Raw genomic sequence first — 22,192 nt, 5'->3', positions numbered from 1 at the left:
AGCGCCGGGACGTCTTCGCGGTGGGGGCGGACGTGTGGGGCGACCCCCGGGCGCGGCTGCTGTCCGGTCCGGCCTGGGCTGTCACCCGGCCCAAGGTACTGACCGCGCTGGAACTGCCCGGCACCGCCGAGGAGCATCCGGGCGAGCTGGAGGTACTGCTGGACGAGATGTACCGGCACGTCGCGGAGAACCTGCCCGGCAACGCGGCCGTCGACATCGTGGACGGCAGGATCAGCCTGGACCGGTTGGAGGCGGACCCGCTGCCGGCCGGCTACCAGGTCGTCCACGACGCGGTGCAGGCGATGATGCCCCGCATCGACTATCCCGAGCTGTTGCTGGAGGTCCACGCCCGCACCGGGATGTACGACGCGATCGAGCACGTCAGCGGCCAGGTCGCCCGCCCCCAGGACCTGGACCTGACACTGACCGCCCTCCTGGTCCACAAGTCGACGAACATCGGCATGGAGCCGGTCATCAAGCCGGGCGAGCGGGCGCTGACCCGCGGCCGGCTGACAGCTGCGGACCACGGCTACTTCCACCTGCCCGGACTGCGCTCGGCCTCGGGTCTGCTGGTCGGCGCGCAGTCCGGGATCGGCATCACGGGGGACTGGGGCGGCGGGCACGTCGCGTCGGCCGACGGGATGCGCTTCACCGTGCCGGTGCGCTCGATTCACACCAGGCCCAACCCGAAATATTTCTCGACCGGGCGCGGAATGATCTGGTCGAACGTGGTCTCAGACCGCTTCATGGGCCTGGGCGGGATCGTGATGCCGGGCACCCTGCGTGACTCGCTGGGCATCCTGGACGCGGTCTTCAACCTGGACGGTCCGGTCCGCCCGGAGATGATCATCACCGATACCGGGTCGGTCAGCGACCTAGTGTTCGGGCTGTTCGCGATCTGCGGCTACCAGTTCTCCCCGCGCATCGCGGACATCTCCGACGCCAGGTTGTGGCGCTTCGACATGGCGGCGGACTACGGACCGCTGGAGCCGGTCTCCCGCCAGCGGGTTCAGGCGGCCCGGATACGCGACCACTGGGAGGACATGCTCCGCGTCGCCGGTTCCCTGACCACCGGTACGGTCCGCGCCTTCGAAATGATCGGCGTGCAGCTGAACATCGGCGAGGGCCGCCACGCGCTGGGCCGCGCGATGTTCTTCGGGCGCCTGGGCGAGGTCCGCCACGCCTACCGGGAGGGGATGGAGAACCAGCTCGGTGCGCTGGGCATGGCGATCAATGCCGTTGTTTTCTGGAACAGCCTCTACATGGACGCAGCCGTCAGAGAGCTGGAGGTCGGCGGGCTGACCGTCTCCCCGGAGATCCGCTCCCGGCTCTCCCCGCTGATCCATGATCATATTAATTTCCACGGTCGGTATCCGATCGTCCGCTCCCACGGCGGCGACGCGCTGCGGCCCCTGCGCGACCCCGGCGCCGCCGAGGACTGAGCTCCTGGGACGGGGGACCAGGGGCCGGCGCCCGCGCCCCCGGCCAGGCGGTAAGGAGCAGTGGCTACACCGCCCTCGTGGCGCCGAGGGCGGTTATACAGCGTGGGGCAGGTCGGCGAGCAGGCTTCGGACGCCGGTGTGGGTGCCGTGCCGCTGGCGGAGGGTGGTGGTCACGCGGTCCAGGTGGTGGTGGACGCGGTGGGAGCCGACCTGTCCGGCGAGGGTCAGGGCCTTGCGCGCTGCGTTGACAGCTCCGGTGACGTCGCCGGTCTGGGCGCGGGCGTCCGCCAGTTCGCTGGCGAAGAGCATCCTGTCGCGAGGATAGCCTTCGGCGTCGTTGACCGTGCGGCCTCCGAGGTAGGGCTCGGCAAGATCGGGGTGGTGGGCGGCGAGCAGGGCCCGGCCGGTCTGCGCGTCGATGGCCGAGGGGCTGAGCCACAGGGTCCACCAGGGTTCTTCGCTGTCGCGGGCCAAGGCCAGGTGGGTACGGGTCTGACCGTCGGCGCGATGCACCGCTTCGGCGTCGCCCATCTGACCGGCCAGGGCGATGCGGCGCATTTCCAGCACTGCCCGCAGGCGCGGGGTCAGGGCTTGCGGCCTGCGGTTCTCCGCGACATCCAGGAGGGTTGAAGCTTCGTGGTACTGGCCGAGCCAGGACTCCTGATAGGCGGCCGAGGCAAGGAGGTTGACGGTGGCGTGGTGAACGCCAGGGGCGTCCGCTGCCTCGCGTGCGAGACGTAAACCGGTCTGGTAGACGCGTTGGGCCTGCGGGTGATGGCCCGCGTCGAAGAGCATCCAGCCGTAGGTCTCCGACATCTCGATGTACGCGGTGTGCAGGCGCACGCCTTCGGTGACCCCGTAGCGGCACTCTGTGATCAGCTTGCCGAGGTTCTGCCAGATCCCGCCTGCCCACAGCAGAGTGGATGCGCTGCCCTCGCTGTCGTCGAGCTCCCGGGCCTGCTGTACGGCGCGCTCGATGGTGGTCGTCAGCTGCGGGGAGACCCGGTCGCCGTCCTGGGCCGCGCGTAGTTGCGGTGCTCCGCTCATCAGCAGGTCCAGGGCCGGCGCGGTGGCGACAGCCCCGGACAACAGGATGAATGAGCGTCGCTGCATGGGGACCTCTCCCTGGGTGTCGCGGAGCAGTTCAGTGGCGGTGGCCTCGTAAGGGTGGTCCAGTGCGCGGTGGCGGCGCGGCCGGGGGCGGTCCCAGCCCAGTAGGGCGGCGGTCAGAGGGCGTCCGGTGTAGTGCGAGAGCACGGCCAGGACGTCGGCTGCGACTTCGGCCGAGGGCCGTCCTCCACGCATCCACGGGTAGCCCGTTTTGAGATGGAGCGGCAACGAGCCGCGCTGCGCGCGGTGCTGGTTGACCCGGGCGAGCAGCTGTTCGGGATTCCACCCGAGTCCTGCCAGTAGTTCGCGGAGCGGGTTGGGTTCTGGCTTGCGGTCCACCGGCTTCCCCCTGCTGCGGGACGGCTCCTGAGGGGACGTTAGCACCGGGATGCGGCCCACCGGCAGGGGGCGATCATGGGCACCAGGTGTAGTTACACCAGGCGGTGTGGGCGCGCGGTGTTCGTGGACTGCACCAGGTCCACCACGCCCACCGCCCCCTCCTCTGTCCAGGCGTCGGCCCGGGGCGCTGTCCTGGGGAGCGTACCGGCCGCTCTTGCTCTGCCCCTGGTGCCCGGCACCCGTCTTTGCGAGTGGTCCGTTGCGTCGCTCCCTGCCATGACGCATGCCTGGCCGTGCCCGCACGGCCTTGACGAGAAGGGTCGAATTGCCATGAACACCATGGGCCGCCTTGCAGAACTGTCCGGTGCCACCGTCACCGTGACCGGAGGGTTCGGGCTGGTCGGAAGCCGCATCGTGCACCGACTCCGCGCGGTGGGAGCCAAGCCGCTGGCGGTGGGCAGACTGGACGCCTACGGATCGAAGGTCTACTCGACCGTGTTCGGGATCTCCCCCGCCGACGCGGACGTGATCGCGGGCGACATCACCGACTCCACGTTGATGGACGACCTCATCTCGCGCAGCGACTACGTCGTCCACGCCGCGGCACTGGCCGACGTTGCCGAGTGCACCCGCAACCCGATGGCCGCGGTGCACGCGAACATCGCCGGCACCCAGACCGTACTGGGCGCCGCGGCGCGACACAGCGGCACCCTCAAGCGGCTGGTCTTCGTCTCCTCGGCCAGCGTCTACGGCTTGGGATCCGGAGCATCGGGCCAGGCGGCACGGTTCAGCGAGGACGACGCACTGAGGCCGGTGTCCGTCTACGCCAACACCAAGGTCTGGGGCGAGCACCAGACCGCCCTGGCCCTGTCCGGCCGGGACGACTCGTATGCGATCGTGCGGTACTTCTCCGTCTACGGCGAACCGCAGGTGGTCAAGGAGAACAGTCACTCGTGGGTGGTCGCCTGGTACGGCATGCGGGCGGCGCTCGGTCTGCCCCTCCAGCTCAACGGAGGTGGCCGCCAGGTCCGTGACTTCGTGCACGTGGACGACATCGCCGATGCCACGCTGCTGGCCGCCGTCGCCCCGCGCGCCCACCAGGCGACGTTCAATGTCGGCACAGGGCGGGCCACCTCCATCCGGGAAGTCGCCGATCTCGTGCGCCGGCACCGCCCCGCAAGCCCGCTCGTCCGCACTCCGATGCCGCAGGGCGACCCGCTCGGCGCGTGCGCCGCGACCACCCGTATGAAGGACGTCCTGGGCTGGGAGCCCGCCGTCGGCATCGAGGACGGCATCCAGCGGTACATGGAGTGGGTGGAGCGCACGCCCGAGGCGATCCCCGACTGGCTGCGCAACCAGCAGGGTGCCTGAGCGATGTCACATCACAGGGGGCCGTCCGAGGCGGGTCATCGTCCACACCGTGGACCACCGCAGGGGGCGGCGCGTTCCGCAGGGAGTGCGCCAGCCTTCCGCGAAGCCGCCGAACCAGGCCCGCAGCCCGGCCGCATCCCGGGTGCGGGCCACCGTCAGCACCGTCCACACCCCCAGGTAGAGCGGTACGAGCACGGCCGGAAGGTGACGCCGGGCCAGGTAGACCCGGTTGCGGGCGTTGGTCCGGTAGAAGACGGCATGCCGGGCGGGCGAGGTACGGGGGTGCTGGAGCAGAAGCCCCGGCTCGTAGACGATCTTCCATCCGGCGTCCAGTGCCCGCCAGGCCATGTCCGTCTCCTCGTGCGAGAAGAAGAACGCGTCAGGCCAGTGGCCGACCTGCTCCAGCATCTTCCCCGACAGCACGTGCGCCCCGCCCAGGAACGTCGTCACCCGCCCACCGCGCATCGGGTCACCGGACCGCAGCCTCGGGACATGACGACGCTGGGTGAACCCGGTCTCGTCCGCGATCCGGAATCCGACGATCCCCAGCTTGAGGTCCGCCTCGTACAGCTGCACGATCCGCTCGAAGTCGGTGTCGGCGACCAGCAGCCCGTCGTCGTCCAGGTCCAGGACCAGATCCATGTCCCGCAAGTGCTCCAGAGCAACGTTCCGCCCGCCGGTCACACCCAGATTCTCGGCGAGTTCCACCGCCTCCACCCAGGACGGCAGCCCCAGGTCCGCAAGGGAGCACCCGTTGCCGACGACCACGGTGCGCGTCGCCGGAGCCGTCTGCGCCCGGACCGAGGACAAGAGCGCGGCCAGCTCCTTGGGCCGCGTCCCCATCGTGAGGATCGCGACACCCAGCGTCATGCCCACCCGAACCGACCTTCCAGGGAAAACAAGAGATGAACTGCGGACCACCGAAGCGTAACGCCACCGCCCTGCACGAACGCGCCGCGAACGGGAGCCTCCCCGCCCACCAGACCATGGACCTGGACACCCTCGACTGGATCGCCGAGAACCGGCCGCCATTCACCAGCGCCCCGCCCCGACTGTCACCCCGGGCCGTGATGCTGACCCCCGACGCCAGCTGGTTCACCGACCCCCAGCAAGCCGGCTCCCTCCACGGCATCGGCCACAACGCCCGGGTCAGCCTCCTCGCCTCGGTGCTCGCCAACGAACACGGCCTCGACCGGGACCACGCCCTGGCCCTGTGCGCCGCCGCGGCCGTCCACGACTGCCGCCGGCGGGGCGACCGGAACGACCCCGGCCACGGGCAACGCGCCGCACAATGGTTCACCGCTCACACCGGCACCGTCACCGCCGCTCTGGACCACCTCGTGCCCCCGGCGGCGCTCGCACGGGCGGCACTGGCCATCAGCCTGCACGACGTGCCCTACGAAGCCTTCACCCCGGAGCAGAACGACGCCTACCGGCAGGCCCCGCACCTCGTCGACCTGCTCAAGGCCGCCGACGCGATGGATCGCTACCGCCTGCCCCTCACCCGATGGTGGCCCGACCCCACCCGGTTACGCATCGCGGTGCCCCCCTGGCTCCATCCACTCGCCTTCGACCTTCTCGTGCGCAGCGAGAGGGCCCGGCTTGAGGGAGCCACACCTCACCAGGCACTCGACCACGCCCGCCAGACCCTCACCCGCGGACAGTAGGGAGCCCCCGCCGTGCACTCCGACTGGGACGACACCCACACCGACCACACCAGACCCCTCACCCGCCAGGCCCCCGCCGCGCTCGCCGAGCGCGAAGGCGACTGGCGCCGACGCCTCCACCAGGAGACCCCCGGCGGCCGACTGCTGGCGCAGAACACCATGACCCAGACCCTGACCAGCGGCGGCCCCATCCACCTCATGCACACCACGACCGCACTCGACGCCATCCGCGCCAGCGGCCAGCTGTACGCGAGCTCCGGCTGTCTGGTCGCCGCGCTCTACTGCGCACCGCTCACCAAGGAACCGGCCGGCCTGCGTCCGCACAACCTGGGCGCGTACCTGCTGGAGACCAAACCGCATACCCGAACCCTGGTCTTCGAGATCACCCCGCACGCCCCGGTACCGGCCAAAGGCGTCGACTACCTCCGGCTGGGCCGCATCCACCTGCGCACCTACCAGCAGCACCGGAGCTTTCTCACCGGAACCGAGGACGAACAGCTCCGTCGGACTGCCCTGGCCAAGATCCGGGCCGCCGCCCCGTTCATGGACCTCCTCCTGGCCAACGCCACCGGGAAGCGAACACCATGCACCACGTTCACCGATCAACTCTCCGCCGCAGTCCAGGACTTCCCCTACCTCGGATACCTCTACTTCGAGGTGCTGTCCGAGTACCTGCTTCTCCACTCCGCCACCGCAGAGACAAAGGTGTACGCGGAGGCCGGGGAGCTGAACAACCGGCTGTACAAGCGTCTGGCGCACTCCGCAGTGAAGGGGATGGACCAGCTGTTCGACCTGTCCCGCTTCCACCCCGGACACGACCGCCTGATGGAGCTGGTCGGCGCGATTGAGCCGGAACTGGCCGCCGGAGCGGCCGAGTACACCAGGGACCGACTGTCCCACCTGTTCGCCGCGATCTCGCTCGACCCATCCCAGGACGCAGAGGCTTTCACCTTTCAAGGCGCGGACTTCGAGGCGCTCGCTGCCGCCGCGCCGCCCCTGCTGGGCCAAGCCATCTTCCGCGAGATGCGGATCTTCGAGCGATACCCCCAGCTCTACCTCGCCTTCGAGCAGGCCAAAGCCCTCGAAGCATGGGACTACTGGAACAGCGAAGGGATCGCGACGCCGTTCAACGGCTTCCTACCCAAGGGAGAGATCGGCATCAACCCGGCCTACCCCAACTCCACGTGCAGGACGTGGGTGGCGGAGACCTGCGAGCGAGGCTTGCTCCACCCGGTCGATGAACTCGACCTGACGCCCGTTCCCCGCCTTGCCGAGCTGGGCATGACCGCCATGCGCAGAGACGCGACGGGCAGAGCCGCCGGGCACTCCCGTCCGGCGATACTCGACTTCTCCGCGCCGTGACATGGCGCACCTGACGTACGGAAACGAACGTTCGCGATACACAAAGATCAACGGGACGTTCCCCCAGGTCGCGACTGTAACGCCTCCCGCGTACGCGCCTATGTCACGCGCTACCCCCTTTGCATTACAGTTCGGGCATGAGAATCGGCGTCGCCCGGGTCGGCGCCCGTGATCAACATCCCGAAGCCCAGCAGGACGCACTCCGCGCGGCTGGCTGCGAGAAGGTCTTCACCGACAAGGCGTCCGGCAAGCTCGCCCGACGCCCCGAACTCGACAAGGCCCTCCTCGTCGTCCGCGAGGGTGACCAGCTCGTGGTGACCAAGCTCGACCGGCTCGGCCGCTCTCTGGAGAACCTGATCGAGCTGTCCAAACGACTGGAGGCCGAGGGTGTCGACCTGGTCGTGCTCGACCAGGGCATCGACACCTCCACCGCGGTCGGACGGATGTTTTTCCAGATTCTGGGCGCGGTCGCCGAGTTCGAGCACGCCCTGATGTCCGAGCGCACCGTGGACGGTCTGGAGGCCGCCCGCGCCCGCGGCCGCACCGGCGGCCAGAAGCCCAAACTCGACCCCCGCCAGGTGAAGCTGGCGCGCGAGATGTACGACTCCGGCGACTGCACCGTCCAGCAGATCGCCGACGAGTTCGGCGTCACCCGCCCCACCATCTACCGCCACCTCGACAGGACCGCCACACCGTGATCAATCCTTAGCGTTCAATCCGGAGCGGATATCGGCCTGACCCCGCGCACGCGAAAGGGCCGCGGCTCGGAAGCCGCGGCCCTTTTCGGGGGAGTCCGGAGGTCAGCTGTGGTTGTACGCCACCAGGGAGATGCCGACGTAGTGCACGATGAAGGCGGCCAGGGTCAGCGAGTGGAAGACCTCGTGGAAGCCGAACCAGCGCGGTGACGGGTTCGGCCGCTTGATGCCGTAGATGACGCCGCCAGCGCTGTAGAGGACCCCGCCGACGACGACCAGCACCAGCACCGCGACCCCGCCGGTCCGCATGAAGTCCGGCAGGAAGAAGACCGCCGCCCAGCCCATCGCGATGTAGCAGGGCGTGTAGAGCCAGCGCGGGGCGCCGACCCAGAAGACCCGGAACGCTATGCCGGCGACCGCCGCAGCCCAGACCGCCCACAGGAGCGGGGTGCCGGTGGACTCGGGCAGCAGGAGCAGGGTGAGCGGGGTGTAGGTGCCCGCGATGATCAGGAAGATGTTCGCGTGGTCGAGCCGGCGCAGTACGGCTTCGCCGCGCGGCCCCCACGTACCGCGGTGGTAGACCGCGCTCACGCCGAAGAGCAGGCACGCCGTCACGATGTAGACCGCGCAGGCGACCCGGCCCCGGGTGCTTTCCGAGAGCGCGATGAGGACGATGCCCGCGATCACGACGGCCGGGAACATCCCGGCGTGCAGCCAGCCGCGCATCCGCGGTTTGAGCGGGGCGTCGGCGGGAGTGGCCGGGCGCGGGTCGGCGGAATCGTGTGCGGCGGCGGCAGCAGTCATTCCCGCATCGTACCTACGCCACCGTAGGTACCGGATATGGGTCGGAATCACGTGTCGATGCTCACGTGGGCGGCCCCCTGGACATATGGGCGGAACGGCCGGATGATCAAATGAGTGCGGTCGGCACCGGATGAGCGCCAGGGGAATTCGAAGGGGTTTACGCATCCGGGTCGCAGCCCCCACGGGGCACAAGGGCACCAAACAGAACACACCCTCACCAAGGAGCGATCGTGGCGCGCGACATCGCGGCTCCCCTCACTGTTCCCACCAACCACCAGGAGCTCATCTCCTGGGTGGACGAGATCGCAGCACTCACCGAACCGGACCGGGTGGTCTGGTGCGACGGTTCCGAGGCCGAGTACGAGCGCCTGTGCGGGGAGCTCGTCGCCAAGGGCACGTTCACCGAACTCGACGAGATCAAGCGCCCGAACTCCTACTACGCGGCCTCCGACCCCAGCGACGTCGCCCGCGTCGAGACCCGTACGTTCATCTGCTCAAAGAAGGAGGAGGACGCCGGCCCGACCAACCACTGGAAGGACCCCGCCGAGATGCGGGAGATCTTCGTGGGGGAACAGGGCGTCTTCCGCGGCTCGATGCGCGGCCGGACCATGTACGTCGTGCCCTTCTGCATGGGCCCGCTCGGCTCCCCGCTCTCCGCGATCGGCGTCGAGATCACCGACTCCGCGTACGTCGCCGTCTCCATGCGCACCATGACGCGCATGGGGCAGCCCGTCCTGGACGAGCTCGGCGCGGACGGCTTCTTCGTGAAGGCCGTCCACACGCTCGGCGCGCCGCTGGAGGAGGGCCAGGAGGACGTTCCGTGGCCCTGCAACTCCACCAAGTACATCTCGCACTTCCCCGAGGACCGCGAGATCTGGTCGTACGGCTCCGGCTACGGCGGCAACGCCCTGCTCGGCAAGAAGTGCTACGCCCTGCGCATCGCCTCCGTCATGGCGCGCGACGAGGGCTGGCTCGCCGAGCACATGCTGATCCTCAAGCTGACCCCGCCGCGCGGTGAGTCGAAGTACGTGGCGGCCGCTTTCCCGAGCGCCTGCGGCAAGACGAACCTCGCCATGCTGGAGCCGACGATCTCCGGCTGGACCGTGGAGACCATCGGCGACGACATCGCGTGGATGCGGTTCGGCGAGGACGGCCGGCTGCACGCGATCAACCCCGAGGCCGGCTTCTTCGGCGTCGCGCCCGGCACCGGCGAGCACACCAACGCCAACGCCATGAAGACGATGTGGGGCAACTCCGTCTTCACCAACGTCGCGCTCACCGACGACGGCGACGTCTGGTGGGAGGGCATGACCGAGGAGCCGCCCGCGCACCTCACGGACTGGAAGGGCAACGACTGGACCCCCGCGTCCGACACGCCCGCCGCCCACCCCAACGCCCGCTTCACCGTCCCGGCCGGGCAGTGCCCGATCATCGCGCCCGAGTGGGAGGACCCGAAGGGCGTGCCGATCTCGGCCATCCTCTTCGGCGGCCGCCGCGCCTCCGCCGTCCCGCTGGTCACCGAGTCCTTCAACTGGCAGCACGGTGTCTTCCTCGGCGCCAACGTCGCCTCCGAGAAGACCGCCGCCGCCGAGGGCAGGGTCGGCGAGCTGCGCCGCGACCCGTTCGCCATGCTGCCGTTCTGCGGCTACAACATGGGCGACTACATGAACCACTGGCTGAAGGTCGGCGCGGACAAGCCGGACCAGTCGAAGCTGCCGAAGATCTACTACGTGAACTGGTTCCGCAAGAACGAGGCGGGCAAGTTCGTCTGGCCCGGCTTCGGCGAGAACAGCCGCGTCCTGAAGTGGATCGTCGAGCGCCTGGAGGGCAAGGCGGAGGGCGTCGAGACGCCGATCGGCATCCTTCCCGCCAAGGGCTCGATCGACACCGAGGGCCTGGACCTGTCCGAGGCCGACCTCGACTTCCTGCTCAAGGTCGACAAGGAGGTCTGGCGCGAGGAGGCGGCCCTGGTCCCCGAGCACCTCAACACCTTCGGGGACCACACGCCGAAGGAGCTGTGGGACGAGTACCGCGCGCTGGTCCAGCGCCTGGGCTGAGCCCTCACCGCCCGCCCCGTGACGGCACGACGGCACCCGCCCCCGGAACGCAACGTTCCGGGGGCGGGGGCCGTCGTCGGTGCCTCGACGGCCGACGCTGACGCGCGGAGGCGGAACGTACCAAGGTGGCGCCCGGTCCGCGCGCCTCGACGGCGCGTGGACCGGGGCCGTCAGTGGGCGCCGACCAGCCGCGTGCGGGCGGTGGCGGGCTGCTCGGTGCCGGTGGCGGGCGGGAGCGCCTCGGTGTGGGCGTCCATCCGCTCCGCCGAGAGGATCGCGGCCGCCGTGTCGGCGCGGGAGGCCGCCACCACCAGGGCCCGGCCCGCGAGGGCGTGGGCGCGGCGGTGGAGGGCGGCGGCGGGCGCGTCGCCCAGGCCGGCGTGCCGGGCGGGCGGGGCGCCGCGCAACCGGGCGACCTGTTCGGCGATGCGGTCGCCCGCCTCGCCGAGGCCGAGCTCGTCGGTGACCGCGAGCAGGGCGGCCAGGTGTCCGGCGAGCTGGATGTCCAGCTCCTCCTCGCGGGTGCGGTGCGGGAAGTCGCCGGCGTGGTCGGCCGGTGTGTGGACCGATTTGGTGCGGATCGGTTCGTACATGGATGGCCTCCTGGTGGTGCTGTGAAGACCATCCTAGCTTGGATTGAGTCTAAAGTTGTCCATCATCGAGAAGGGGCCCGCGAGCGGCCGCTCCCGGCCGGTCACACCTGGCTGTAACCGTCCAGGAAGCGCGCGATCCGGCCGATCGCGTCCGTCAGGTCCTCGACCGAGGGCAGCGTCACCACGCGGAAGTGGTCCGGGTCCGGCCAGTTGAACCCCGTCCCCTGCACCACCATGATCTTCTCGGCCCGCAGCAGGTCCAGGACCATCTGCCGGTCGTCCTTGATCTTGTAGACCTTGGGATCGAGCCGGGGGAAGAGGTACAGCGCCCCCTTCGGCTTCACGCAGGTCACGCCCGGGATCTGCGTCAGCAGGTCGTACGCCACATCGCGCTGCTCCAGGATGCGGCCGCCCGGCAGCACCAGGTCGTTGATCGACTGCCGGCCGCCGAGCGCGGTGGCGACGGCGTGCTGCGAGGGCATGTTGGCACACAGCCGCATGTTGGCCAGGATCGTCAGCCCCTCGATGTACGAGGAGGCGTGCGCCTTCGGGCCGCAGACCGCCATCCAGCCCGAGCGGTAACCGGCCACCCGGTAGTTCTTCGACAGCCCGTTGAAGGTGAGCACCATCAGGTCGGGGGCGATCGTCGCGGTGGGGGTGTGGGTGGCACCGTCGTAGAGGATGCGGTCGTAGATCTCGTCGGAGCAGACGACCAGGTTGTGGCGGCGGGCGATCTCCGTCAGGCCGCGCAGCATCTCGTCGTCGTACACCGCACCCGTCGGATTGTTCGGGTTGATGATCACCATCGCCTTGGTGCGGTCGGTGATCTTCCGCTCGATGTCGGCGAGGTCGGGCATCCAGTCCGACTGCTCGTCGCAGCGGTAGTGCACGGCCGTACCGCCCGCCAGCGAGACCGAGGCCGTCCACAGCGGGTAGTCCGGGGCCGGGACCAGCACCTCGTCGCCGTCGTCGAGCAGCGCCTGCATCGACATCTGGATCAGCTCGGAGACGCCGTTGCCCAGGTAGACGTCCTCGACGTCCAGGTCGATGCCCTTGGTCTGGTAGTGCTGCATCACCGCCCGGCGCGCGGACAACAGCCCCTTCGCGTCGCCGTAGCCGTGTGCCCCGGAGAGGTTGCGCAGGATGTCCTCAAGGATCTCCGGCGGGCACTCGAAACCGAACGCGGCGGGGTTGCCGGTGTTGAGCTTGAGGATGCGGTGCCCGGCTGCCTCCAGCCGCATCGCCTCCTCCAGCACGGGGCCGCGGATTTCGTAACAGACGTTGGCGAGCTTCGTGGACTGGATGACCTGCATGTCAGCGAGCTTACGACTGTGTTTCACGGCCCGCCCGGGCTTTCGCCGCCGGTTGACCCGCCCGGGTAGCCGCGCAGGTCGTCCCCGGCTTTCATCGCCATGCGCCCGCCTTCCCACGCCGTCGGAACGCCGGTCGCGGGAGGGGCGGGGCTTGGAATGGGGTGGCCCGGGGCTGTGATGCGGCGCGGCGGGTGAGATGCGCCACGGCGGGGTGGCGGAGGGGCCTGCTCCGGAAGGCGGGCGCCCTCCGGGAGCCGGATCGTGAAGAGGTCCGCCAGCACGCGCGTCACCTCGTCGGCGTCCGCCGGCTCCCGTTCCTCCCGGGCGCCGCCCCCGTGCGGCGTCACCACCACCAGCGTGCCGCCGGACAGGGCCAGGTGGGCGTCCCCGGTGGTGCGCTGCGCTGCGGACGGCCCAGCCGGGGCCGAGCCTGCGGCGGGCCGTGCGGCTGTCACGGGAGGCGGCGGCCCTGGCGGAGGCGGAGGCCGGGTAGCGGTACGGGGCGGGGACCTGCCCCGTACCGGCCACCGGTGGCCCGCGCGTTGTCCCCCGTGCGAGCTACACGCAGGTGTCCACCCAGCGGTGACGCTTTCGGCGCTCCCCGTCCGTAGCGTTCGAGCGGAGCCGCGGCAGGTCGCCGCGGACGCGTCGAAGGGGTTCTCATGAGAGTGGTCTGGCAGCTTCTCGCCGTCGTGGCGGTCTGGGCGATCAGCGGCCAGTGCGTCAGCGCGGTGGACGGGAATCCGTGGCTCACGCTGGTCCTCGGCCTCGTGACCGCGGTGCTCGCCGTCCTGGTCTACGGGTGGGTGGTGGGACGCACCGAGCGGCGTCCGGTCACCGAGCTGGGCCGGGAGGGCGCGGCGGGGGCCGTGGGGCGTGGGGTGCTGATGGGGCTGGGGCTGTTCTGCGCGGTCATCGCGAACATCGCGTTCCTCGGGGACTACGAGGTGGACGGGCTGGGCTCGGTGACGGGCGCGGTGGGGCTCGTCGGCTTCATGGCCGCTGCCGCCGCCACCGAGGAAGTGGTGTTCCGGGGCGTGCTGTTCCGGATCATCGAGGAGCGCGCCGGGACCCTGATCTCGCTGACGCTGACCGGGGTGCTGTTCGGCCTGATGCACCTGGCCAACCCGGAAGCGAGCTTGTGGGGCGCGATCGCCATCGCCATCGAGGCGGGCGGCATGCTCGCCGCCGCGTACGCCGCCACCCGCAATCTGTGGGTGCCCATCGGTGTGCACTTCGGCTGGAACTTCGCCGCCGCCGGCATCTTCAGCACCGAGGTCTCGGGCAACGACACCCCGAAGGGCCTCCTGGACTCGACGGCCTCCGGCTCCCAGCTGGTCACCGGCGGCGACTTCGGGCCCGAAGCGAGCGTGTACGCCGTGCTGTTCGGGGCCCTGCTGACGCTCGCCTTCCTGTGGCTGGCCCACCGGCGCGGCAACCTGGTGCCCCGGCGCGGCCGGCGTACCGCCCAGGCCGAGGCCGCCACTACAGTTCCCCGGTGATCAGTCTTCGGAGCGTGCCGGCCCGGTGGCGGCGGTTGGACACCGCCGTCCGCCGGCCGGCGCTGTGGCAGCGGCTCGACGTCACCGCCCGCGATCTGTCGTTCGGGCTGCTGCTGTTCGCCGTGTCGCTCATCCCCGCCTTTCACCGGCACGGGACGCAGCTCGGCACCGTACCGGGCCGTCCGTTCGACGCGGCGGCCGCGCTGGCCGCCGCCCTGGAGTGCCTTCCGCTCGCCCTGCGGCGCAGGTGGCCCGCGCTCTGCCTGGTGCTGGTGTCGCTGGGTTTCGCCGTCGACCAGTTCCGCGGCTACCACCTGGTCGGTGGCGCCGCGCTGCCCATCGCCGTGATGAGTGCGGGGGCCCATCTGGCCCGCCGCCGGCGCGTCACCGTGTTCGCCCTCACGGCCGCCTACGTGGTGCTGGCGTTCGTCCTGCACCTGCACGGCACCGGCGAACCGGCGGACGAGTTCGTGACGTTCTACCTGGCCCTGGCCCTCGTCTGGGGCGCCGGGGCGTGGCTGCGCGCCACCCGTGCCGCCGAGACCGAACGCCGCCGCCGCCTCGCCGACGACACCCGCACCGCCGAACGCGCCCGCATCGCCCGCGAGTTGCACGACATCGTCACCCACCACGTGACAGCGATGGTCGTCCAGGCCGAGGCGGCCCGCTATCTGACCGCCGCGCCCGACCGGCTCGACCACACCCTGAGCACCGTCACCGACACCGGGCGGCGGGCCATCAACGACCTGCGCCACCTGCTCGACCTGCTCGACCCGGGCCACGGCGCCGAGGCCAGAGCGCCGGCCGTCGGCCGCATCCGCACCCTGGTCGAGCAGACCCGGCGGGCCGGGCAGAGCGTGGACTTCACCGAGCAGGGCACCCCCGCCGAGTCCACCGGAAGCGCCGAACTGGTGGCCTACCGTGTGGTGCAGGAGGCGCTGACCAATGCGCTCAAGTACGCCCACGGCAGCCGGACTTCGGTGCTCGTGCGGCACGGCGGAAGAGAGATCGCGGTGGAGGTCGGCACGGACGGCTCCGGCAGGCGGGCCGAGGTACCGAAGGGCAGCGGGCGGGGGCTGGCCGGGCTGCGCGAGCGGGTCGGCGTCCTCGGCGGCGAGTTCAGCGCGGAGCCCGGGGCGGACGGCGGCTTCGTCGTGCGGGCCCGCATACCCTCGGGGAGCGCGTCGTGACCGCACCGGTCCGGGTCCTCGTCTGCGACGACCAGATCCTCGTCCGCACCGGCCTCGCCACGATCATCGACGCCCAGCCCGACCTGGAGGTGGCGGGCGAGTGCGGGGACGGGCGGACCGCCGTCGAGATGGCGGGCCGGCTGCGCCCGGACGTCGTGGTGATGGACATCCGCATGCCGGTGCTGGACGGCATCGAGGCGACCCGCCTGCTGGCCGGGGCGAGCGTCGAGCGGCCCGCCAAGGTGCTCGTGGTGACCACCTTCAACCTGGACGAGTACGTGTACGAGGCGCTGCGCGCCGGGGCCAGCGGGTTCCTGCTCAAGGACGCCCCGCCCGCCCAGCTGCTGCACGGCATCCGGACCGTGCAGTCGGGCCAGGCGCTGATCGACCCCGAGGTGACGCGCAAACTGGTCGGCCGGTACGCCGCCCGCATCCGCCCCACCGGGTCCACCCCGTCCGACCTCCCGCTGACCCCGCGCGAACTGGAGGTCCTGCGCCTCATCGCGGACGGCTTCTCCAACAGCGAGATCGCGGCGGCGCTCCTGATCAGCCAGGAGACCGTCAAGACGTTCGTCTCCCGCATCCTGGCCAAACTCGGGCTGCGCGACCGCGTCCAGGCCGTCGTCTACGCCTACCGCCAGGGCTTGGTGACCTGAACGCGCGGCCGGAAACCGCCCCTTGTGCGCCCCCTCTCCGTACGCCAACATGCGCATGTCAAAACCGAAGGAATTTCGGTCGCAGAGGCCAGTCGCGCTCTGTTCAGGTCACAAGAGGGGACCCCCACATGAAAAAGCCTCTCGTCGGTGCGCTCTTCGCGGTGCTGCTCCTCGGAGCCGGCATCGCCCCCGCAACCGCGGCCACCGGCCACGCGGCGGCACCGGCAGGCACGGTCGAGGCAACCGCCTCGTCCGGTCACACCGCGCTCCGGACCGAGGCGAAGGCCCGGCCCAAGGCCATCGGCTTCGCCGGGACCGTGGCGCTCAGCAACTGCTCGGGCTCGGTCGTCCGTACGCCCGACTCGCAGCCGGGCGACCCGGCCCTCGTGCTCTCCAACGGGCACTGCCTGGAGACCGGCTTCCCGGCCCCCGGCCAGGTCCTGCTGAACCGGTCCTCCAGCCGCAGCTTCACCCTGCTCAACGCCTCGGGCAGCGGCATCGGCACGGTCCGGGCGAGCAAGATCGCGTACGGGACGATGACGGACACCGACATATCGGTGTACCAGCTCACCTCCACCTACGCCCAGATCGAGAGCACCTACGGCATCAAGGCGCTGGAGCTCAACACCGCGCACCCGGTCAAGGGCACCGCGATCACCGTCGTGTCCGGGTACTGGAAGCGCACCTACAGCTGCAACGTCGACGGGTTCGTCTACCGGCTCAAGGAAGGGGGGTGGACCTGGAAGGACTCGGTCCGCTACACCTCCGCCTGCCAGACCATCGGCGGCACCTCCGGCTCGCCGGTCGTCGACAACGCCACCGGCAAGGTCGTCGCCGTCAACAACACCGGCAACGAGGACGGCCAGCGGTGCACGGACAACAACCCGTGCGAGGTCGACGAGAACGGGAAGGTGACGGTCCGCCAGGGCATCAACTACGCCCAGGAGACCTACGGCATCGCCGCGTGCATCGGCGCCGGCAACGTCTTCGACCTGAACCGCGCGGGGTGCACGCTGCCCAAGCCGTGACCGGCGGTACGTGAGAAGGGGCGGGGCCGCCAGGCCCCGCCCCTTGCCGCGCCGCAGGGTCAGATCCTGCGCCACCGCGCGTTGGCCCAGGAGAACAGGCCGAACGCCGCCAGGCCCACCGCTATGAACGCCAGCAGCCACGGGCCGACCGGCGTGGCGGTGAAGGCCCGCAGCGTGTCGTCCATGCCCTTGGCCTCGCCGGAACGTGCCTTCACCGCCGCCGACACGGCGAAACCTCCCGCGACCGCGAAGACGATCCCCCGGCTGACCCCGCCGAAGACCCCGACGATGTCCACGCCCCGCCGCTCGGTGCGCGTCATCTCGCCCATGCGCAGGTGCTTGTGGAACTTGCGCAGTGCCGCACGGCCCGCGATCCACAGACCCGCGCAGGCCACGCCCACCCCGGCCGCGCCCACCAGCCAGCGGCCGCCCGGCAGGTCCAGGGCCCGGGCCGTGACGTCCTGCGAGCGGGCGTCGCCGCCACCACTGCCGCTGCCCTTGTTGCCGGCGGCGAACATCAGGACCGAGTAGGCCACGAAGGCGTAGAAGACGGCCCGGCCCGCCGAGGCCAGCCGCTTGGTCGCCTTGTCCCCGTCCGGGCCCGCCGCCCCGAACGCGGCCTCGGACAGCCGCCACAGGGCCATGCCCACCACGGCGATGCCCAGGACCCAGAGCATGACCTGGCCGAAGGGCTTCTGCGCGATCTCCGCGAGCGCGCCGCCCCGGTCCGCCTGCTTCTCGTTGCTGCCGCCGAACGCGATGCGCAGGGCGAGGAAGCCGACCAGGAAGTAGATCACCCCACGTGCCACGAACCCCGCACGTCCGCCTGCCTCGACGGCTGTGCTGTTTCCGGCCTGCCGCGCCTTCCCGTGACTCTTCGAGGCTGTCGCAGAGATATTCATGACACCCGGTTGCCCCGGCGGCGGTACGGGAAACTATCGTGCCCCAGCCGCCGCCGCCCCGGCGGACCGCACCGACCGGCCCGCCAGCACCTGCGTGCGCCTGCCGTCCTCGATCACGGAGCGGCCGTCGATCAGCACGTGCGGGATGCCGGACGGCAGGGCGCGCGGCTCCTCGAACGTCGAGCCCGCCGCCACCGTCTCCGGGTCGAAGAGGACCAGGTCGGCGCGGTAGCCCTCGCGGACGTGCCCCCGGTCGGCAAGGCGCAGCCGGGCCGCCGGGCGCGAGGTGAGGTGGGCGACGCACTCCTCCAGCGAGAGGATGCCCAACTCCCTTGCGTAGTGCCCCAGGTAGTGGGGAAAGGTGCCGTACGCGCGGGGGTGCGGTTTGTCGCCCTGGAGGATGCCGTCGCTGCCGCCGGTGTGGACGCGGTGGCGCATGATCTGCCGGACGTTCTCCTCGTGGCCCACGTGCTGGAGGATCGTCGTCCCGAGCCGGTCCTCCACCAGCAGCCGCCGCGCGGTCACCCAGGGCTCCTCGCCGCGCAGACGCGCCGACTCGGCCACCGTACGGCCGACGTACGCGGCGAGCGCGGGCGCGCCGGTGCCGGAGATCTCGATGGTGTCCCACTCGATCGGCACCCCGTGGCAGCCGTCCGAGCCGGTGACCTCCAGGTCGTGGCGGATACGGGCGGCCGTGGCGTCGTCGGCCAGCCGGGCCAGGACCGATTCCGGGCCGCCCTCGCTCGCCCAGCTGGGCAGCATCGCGACCAGGGTCGTGCAGCCGGGGGTGTACGGATAGGTGTCGAGCGAGATGTCGGCGCCCGCGTCGAGCGCGTCGTCCAGGAGGGCGAGCAGATCCGGGGCCCGGCCCTCGTTGACCCCGAAGTTCATGGTGGCGTGGGCCAGGTGCAGGGCGCAGCCGGCGCTGCGGGTGAGCCGCACCATCTCCTCGTACGCCTCCAGCGCGCCGGCGCCGTAGGAGCGGTGGTGCGGGCAGTAGTAGCCGCCGTGTGCGGCCACCACGCGGCACAGGGCGGTGAGTTCGGCGTCGTCCGCGTACATGCCGGGGGTGTAGGTGAGCCCCGAGGACATGCCGACGGCGCCCTCGCGCATGCCCTGGTCCACGAGTTGGCGCATCCGGTCCAGTTCGGCACCGGTGGCGGGCCGGTCCTCCCAGCCGACCGCGTACATCCGGACCGTGCCCTGCGGGATCAGGTAGGCGGCGTTGACGGCGATGCCCTGGCGGTCCAGGCGGTCCAGGTAGCCGCCGACGGTGCGCCAGTCGAAGTCGATGTCCTCGCCGTCGCCGTTCCACCCGGAGATGGAGCGGCGGACCTGGGCGAGCGTGCGGTCGTCCACGGGCGCGTACGACAGGCCGTCCTGGCCGAGGACCTCCAGCGTGACGCCCTGGGCGGCCTTCGCGCTGTGGTCGGGATCCCGCAGGAGGGCCAGGTCGCTGTGGGCGTGCATGTCGATGAAGCCGGGGGACAGGGCGAGGCCGCCGGCGTCCAGGATGCGGGCGGCGGTGGGGCGGGGGCCGGGGGAGTCCTCGCGGTGGATCTCCGCGATGCGGCCGTCGATGACGGCCACGTCGGCACGGTAGGAGGGGGTGGCGGTGCCGTCGATGACGGCCGCGTCGCGGATGACGAGGTCCATGGGGCGTGGGTGCCTTTCGCGGAGCGGAGCCCGGCTCAGAAGAAGGTGCGGATGAAGTCGGTGACCGTGCCGTCCGCCTCAACGAGCGGGATCAGCTGCCACTTGTCGAAGCTCGTGCACGGGTGGGACAGGCCCATCCCCACCCAGTCCCCGACCTCCAGCCGGGCGCCCGGCTCGGTCCGCACCCAGGCGTGCTGGTCCGACAGGCCGCTGACCGAGATCCCCTCGGCCGCCCGCACCGAGCCGTCCCCAGCCGAGCGCACGACCTGCGCCTCGGGCAGGTCCAGGTCGTACGCCGCGTCCCGCTTGCCCGCGTTGAGGAACGCCTGCTCGGCGGTCGGGCGCGACACGACCTGCGCCCACAGCCGGAACGCCGGCTGCAACGCGCCCTCCCCGGGGACCCGGTTGAAGGGGGTGAGATGGCGGTAGTGCCCGTCGTCGTGCGAGACGTACGCCCCCGAGCGCAGCAGCTTGAGTACGGGGGCGGAGAGCCCGGGGATCTCGGCGAACACGTCCGCCACCGCGTCGAACCACGCGCTGCCGCCCGCGCTGATCACGATCGGCTCCCCGGTCCCGAGCCCGGCGAAGCGGCCCGCCGCGTCGAAGTCGGCGGCCAGCGCGACGAGCCGGCGCAGCCAGTCCCGGACCCGCTCACCGGAGGGCTGCGGCACCTCGCCCTCGTACCCCGCCACGCCCACCAGGCGCAGGGTCGAGGTGCCGGCGACCGCGTCGGCCACGGCGGCGCAGTCCGCCTCCGTCCTGGCGCCGGTGCGGGCGCCCTCCCCTGCGCCCAGCTCCACGACGACGTCGACCGGGCGGGAGGCGCCCGCCGCGCGCAGGGCCTCGTCCATCAGCTCCACCCCGCGCACGGAGTCCACGTAGCAGACGAACGCGAAGTCCGGATCGGCGTCCAGCTCGCCCGCGAGCCAGCGCAGCGCGGCGGCGTCCACCAGCTCGTTGGCGAGGAAGATCCGGCCGATCCCGAACGCCCGGTAGACGCGCGCCTGGTGGGGGACGGCCGCCGTGATGCCCCAGGCGCCGTGCTCCAGCTGGCGGGCGAACAGCTGCGGGGACATCGATGTCTTGCCGTGCGGGGCGAACGCGAGGCCGTGGCGCTCGGCGTACGTCTCCAGGAGCGCGAGGTTGTGCTCCACGGACTCGGCGGACAGGGCGAGGACGGGGGTGGTGAACCCGCCGCTGAAGAGGTTGCGGCGCTCGGCGGCCAGGGCGCCGACGGTCAGGCCCCCGGCGTCGGGCGGGAGGCCCTTGAACCGGTGGTCGACCGGTTCGTCGGCGAGAGCGGTCACGTGGGGCGCGGCGGCCATGGGGGTCTCCTCGGTCCGGGTCCGGTCAGCGATGTGATTGCAACATATGCAACACCCATTGCGTATATCGCTCAGGGCTGTCTAACATCCGAGCCGACGCCCGGTCAATGGTGAGTGCCGGTGCCGCCGCCCGAGCCTTGAGGAGCCCCGCGTGTCCGGAACCACGCCCAGGACCGGTACCGACGCCACGACCGCCGACGTCGTGTGCCTCGGCGAGTCCATGGTGACGTTCCTGCCCTCGCGGCCCGGGCGCCTCGCCGACGTGCCGTCCTTCGCCCGGGGGATCGGCGGCGCCGAGTCCAACGTGGCCTGCGCGCTCGCCGCGGCCGGGCACCGGGCCGCCTGGGTGAGCCGGGTCGGGGCGGACGGCTTCGGCGACCACCTGGTCGAGGCGATCGGCGCGTACGGCGTGGACACCTCCTTCGTACGGCGCGATCCGTCGCGGCCGACCGGGATCTACTTCCGCACGGCCACGGACCGGGCCACGGATGTCCACGAGGTGGCGTACTACCGGGCCGGGTCCGCCGCGTCCGCGATGTCGCCGTCGACCGTGCCGTACGAGGGGCTGCCGGCCGGGCGGATCCTGCACGTGTCCGGCATCACGGCCGCGCTCTCCGCGGACTGCCTGGCCCTGCTCCACGAGCTGACCGCCCCGCGGGAGGGGCGGCCCCTGATCTCGTTCGATGTGAACTTCCGGCCGGGGCTGTGGCGGGGGGAGTCCCCCGCGGTGCTGCTCGACCTGGCGCGGCGGGCGGATGTGGTGTTCGTGGGGGAGGACGAGGCGGAGTCGGCGTGGGGTGTGACGGGCTCCGCCGCGATCCGGGAGGCGCTGCCGGAGCCGGGAGTGGTGGTGGTGAAGCGGGGCGCCGACGGCGTGACGGTGTTCTCCCGCCTTACCCCGCCCCTTCCCGAACCGGGGTTCCGCCCCGGACCCCGCGCCTCAAACGCCGGCGAGGCTGACTACCAGCCCGTCCGGCGTTTGAGGACCGGGGGCGCGGGGGCGAAGCCCCCGGTTCGGGAAGGGGCGGGGCGGGGAGACAGCGTCACCCACGTCCCCGCCCTCCGCGTCGACGTCGTCGCCCCCGTCGGCGCCGGCGACGCCTTCGCCGCCGGTTTCCTGTCCGCCACCCTGCGCGGACTCCCCGTCCGCACCCGCGCCCGCCACGGCCACCTGATGGCC

At 71.3% G+C, this 22,192-nt stretch carries 19 protein-coding genes; 11 read left to right on the top strand and 8 right to left on the bottom strand.

Features of this window, described 5'->3' with window-relative positions:
• Nucleotides 1–167 precede the first annotated feature (167 nt).
• Entirely contained in the window at nt 168–1,442 is a 1,275-nt protein-coding gene (locus E6R18_RS34840) for a Tn3 family transposase (protein ID WP_346764986.1), read from the top strand.
• A 93-nt stretch (nt 1,443–1,535) separates the two neighbouring features.
• Here the strand turns inward: E6R18_RS34840 and E6R18_RS13845 are convergent, their stop codons facing one another.
• On the bottom strand, nt 1,536–2,891 hold the full coding sequence (locus tag E6R18_RS13845; protein ID WP_240799720.1) for an XRE family transcriptional regulator: 1,356 nt from the start codon (nt 2,889–2,891) through the stop codon (nt 1,536–1,538).
• 339 nt (nt 2,892–3,230) lie between these two features.
• Between E6R18_RS13845 and E6R18_RS13840 the strand changes: the two genes are divergently transcribed.
• A complete protein-coding gene (locus tag E6R18_RS13840; protein WP_346764984.1) occupies nt 3,231–4,262 on the top strand; it encodes an NAD-dependent epimerase/dehydratase family protein in 1,032 nt (343 codons plus the stop codon).
• A gap of 6 nt (nt 4,263–4,268) precedes the next feature.
• Here the strand turns inward: E6R18_RS13840 and E6R18_RS13835 are convergent, their stop codons facing one another.
• Entirely contained in the window at nt 4,269–5,132 is an 864-nt protein-coding gene (locus E6R18_RS13835; protein WP_136317177.1) for a glycosyltransferase, read from the bottom strand.
• 35 nt (nt 5,133–5,167) lie between these two features.
• Between E6R18_RS13835 and E6R18_RS13830 the strand changes: the two genes are divergently transcribed.
• The 3 genes from E6R18_RS13830 (at nt 5,168) to E6R18_RS13820 (ending at nt 7,989) form a co-directional block, all read left to right on the top strand.
• Nucleotides 5,168–5,929 (top strand): hypothetical protein, encoded by a 762-nt coding sequence (locus E6R18_RS13830; RefSeq protein ID WP_136317176.1) that lies wholly within the window; start codon nt 5,168–5,170, stop codon nt 5,927–5,929.
• A gap of 12 nt (nt 5,930–5,941) precedes the next feature.
• Nucleotides 5,942–7,291 carry a hypothetical protein gene (locus E6R18_RS13825; protein ID WP_136317175.1) on the top strand — a complete coding sequence of 450 codons (1,350 nt, stop codon included), beginning with the start codon at nt 5,942–5,944 and terminating at the stop codon, nt 7,289–7,291.
• Nucleotides 7,292–7,428: 137 nt separating this feature from the next.
• The gene (locus E6R18_RS13820; protein ID WP_136317174.1) at nt 7,429–7,989 is read left to right on the top strand and encodes a recombinase family protein; all 561 of its coding nucleotides are present in this window, start codon (nt 7,429–7,431) and stop codon (nt 7,987–7,989) included.
• A 102-nt stretch (nt 7,990–8,091) separates the two neighbouring features.
• On the opposite strand, the gene E6R18_RS13815 is transcribed toward E6R18_RS13820, so the two are convergent.
• The gene (locus tag E6R18_RS13815) at nt 8,092–8,790 is read right to left on the bottom strand and encodes a hemolysin III family protein (protein ID WP_136317173.1); all 699 of its coding nucleotides are present in this window, start codon (nt 8,788–8,790) and stop codon (nt 8,092–8,094) included.
• Nucleotides 8,791–9,020: 230 nt separating this feature from the next.
• Here E6R18_RS13815 and E6R18_RS13810 point away from each other — a divergent pair, with 230 nt between their 5' ends.
• The gene (locus E6R18_RS13810; RefSeq protein WP_136317172.1) at nt 9,021–10,847 is read left to right on the top strand and encodes a phosphoenolpyruvate carboxykinase (GTP); all 1,827 of its coding nucleotides are present in this window, start codon (nt 9,021–9,023) and stop codon (nt 10,845–10,847) included.
• A gap of 170 nt (nt 10,848–11,017) precedes the next feature.
• Here the strand turns inward: E6R18_RS13810 and E6R18_RS13805 are convergent, their stop codons facing one another.
• Nucleotides 11,018–11,440 carry a hypothetical protein gene (locus E6R18_RS13805; protein WP_136317171.1) on the bottom strand — a complete coding sequence of 141 codons (423 nt, stop codon included), beginning with the start codon at nt 11,438–11,440 and terminating at the stop codon, nt 11,018–11,020.
• A 101-nt stretch (nt 11,441–11,541) separates the two neighbouring features.
• A complete protein-coding gene (locus tag E6R18_RS13800; RefSeq protein ID WP_136317170.1) occupies nt 11,542–12,753 on the bottom strand; it encodes a pyridoxal phosphate-dependent aminotransferase in 1,212 nt (403 codons plus the stop codon).
• Nucleotides 12,754–13,415: 662 nt separating this feature from the next.
• Here E6R18_RS13800 and E6R18_RS13790 point away from each other — a divergent pair.
• From E6R18_RS13790 to E6R18_RS13775, 4 genes are all read left to right on the top strand, one after another.
• Nucleotides 13,416–14,255 carry a type II CAAX endopeptidase family protein gene (locus E6R18_RS13790; RefSeq protein WP_136317169.1) on the top strand — a complete coding sequence of 280 codons (840 nt, stop codon included), beginning with the start codon at nt 13,416–13,418 and terminating at the stop codon, nt 14,253–14,255.
• Between the two features lie 35 nt (nt 14,256–14,290).
• Nucleotides 14,291–15,445 carry a histidine kinase gene (locus tag E6R18_RS13785; RefSeq protein WP_136317263.1) on the top strand — a complete coding sequence of 385 codons (1,155 nt, stop codon included), beginning with the start codon at nt 14,291–14,293 and terminating at the stop codon, nt 15,443–15,445.
• On the top strand, nt 15,442–16,101 hold the full coding sequence (locus tag E6R18_RS13780) for a response regulator transcription factor (RefSeq protein ID WP_136317168.1): 660 nt from the start codon (nt 15,442–15,444) through the stop codon (nt 16,099–16,101). Before E6R18_RS13785 ends, E6R18_RS13780 begins: the two co-directional genes overlap by 4 nt.
• Nucleotides 16,102–16,229: 128 nt before the next feature.
• Nucleotides 16,230–17,129, top strand: coding sequence for a serine protease (locus tag E6R18_RS13775; protein WP_136317167.1), 900 nt, complete (start codon nt 16,230–16,232; stop codon nt 17,127–17,129).
• Nucleotides 17,130–17,188: 59 nt separating this feature from the next.
• On the opposite strand, the gene E6R18_RS13770 is transcribed toward E6R18_RS13775, so the two are convergent.
• The 3 genes from E6R18_RS13770 to E6R18_RS13760 are packed head-to-tail and all read right to left on the bottom strand — an operon-like array spanning nt 17,189 to nt 21,012.
• The gene (locus E6R18_RS13770; protein WP_136317166.1) at nt 17,189–18,031 is read right to left on the bottom strand and encodes a DUF1206 domain-containing protein; all 843 of its coding nucleotides are present in this window, start codon (nt 18,029–18,031) and stop codon (nt 17,189–17,191) included.
• Between the two features lie 33 nt (nt 18,032–18,064).
• Complete coding sequence (locus tag E6R18_RS13765) at nt 18,065–19,687, bottom strand: D-aminoacylase (protein WP_136317165.1); 1,623 nt, start codon at nt 19,685–19,687, stop codon at nt 18,065–18,067.
• Nucleotides 19,688–19,722: 35 nt separating this feature from the next.
• Nucleotides 19,723–21,012, bottom strand: coding sequence for an amino acid deaminase (locus tag E6R18_RS13760; RefSeq protein ID WP_136317164.1), 1,290 nt, complete (start codon nt 21,010–21,012; stop codon nt 19,723–19,725).
• A 151-nt stretch (nt 21,013–21,163) separates the two neighbouring features.
• On the opposite strand from E6R18_RS13760, the gene E6R18_RS13755 reads away from it, so the two are divergent.
• The coding region (locus E6R18_RS13755; protein WP_136317163.1) for a sugar kinase at nt 21,164–22,192 on the top strand (1,029 nt) is incomplete at its 3' end.

It is taken from the genome of Streptomyces sp. A1277 (assembly GCF_004795015.1).
Taxonomy (GTDB): Bacteria; Actinomycetota; Actinomycetes; order Streptomycetales; family Streptomycetaceae; genus Streptomyces.
This window is presented reverse-complemented; position numbering and strand designations above follow the sequence as displayed.

Coding starts and splice junctions, on each gene's coding strand:
- E6R18_RS34840 (WP_346764986.1), top strand. CDS start 168: ATGTACCGGCACGTCGCGGAGAACCTGCCCGGCAACGCGGCCGTCGAC.
- E6R18_RS13840 (WP_346764984.1), top strand. CDS start 3,231: ATGGGCCGCCTTGCAGAACTGTCCGGTGCCACCGTCACCGTGACCGGA.
- E6R18_RS13835 (WP_136317177.1), bottom strand. CDS start 5,132: ATGACGCTGGGTGTCGCGATCCTCACGATGGGGACGCGGCCCAAGGAG.
- E6R18_RS13830 (WP_136317176.1), top strand. CDS start 5,168: ATGAACTGCGGACCACCGAAGCGTAACGCCACCGCCCTGCACGAACGC.
- E6R18_RS13820 (WP_136317174.1), top strand. CDS start 7,429: ATGAGAATCGGCGTCGCCCGGGTCGGCGCCCGTGATCAACATCCCGAA.
- E6R18_RS13815 (WP_136317173.1), bottom strand. CDS start 8,790: ATGACTGCTGCCGCCGCCGCACACGATTCCGCCGACCCGCGCCCGGCC.
- E6R18_RS13805 (WP_136317171.1), bottom strand. CDS start 11,440: ATGTACGAACCGATCCGCACCAAATCGGTCCACACACCGGCCGACCAC.
- E6R18_RS13800 (WP_136317170.1), bottom strand. CDS start 12,753: ATGCAGGTCATCCAGTCCACGAAGCTCGCCAACGTCTGTTACGAAATC.
- E6R18_RS13790 (WP_136317169.1), top strand. CDS start 13,416: ATGAGAGTGGTCTGGCAGCTTCTCGCCGTCGTGGCGGTCTGGGCGATC.
- E6R18_RS13775 (WP_136317167.1), top strand. CDS start 16,230: ATGAAAAAGCCTCTCGTCGGTGCGCTCTTCGCGGTGCTGCTCCTCGGA.
- E6R18_RS13770 (WP_136317166.1), bottom strand. CDS start 18,031: ATGAATATCTCTGCGACAGCCTCGAAGAGTCACGGGAAGGCGCGGCAG.
- E6R18_RS13765 (WP_136317165.1), bottom strand. CDS start 19,687: ATGGACCTCGTCATCCGCGACGCGGCCGTCATCGACGGCACCGCCACC.
- E6R18_RS13760 (WP_136317164.1), bottom strand. CDS start 21,012: ATGGCCGCCGCGCCCCACGTGACCGCTCTCGCCGACGAACCGGTCGAC.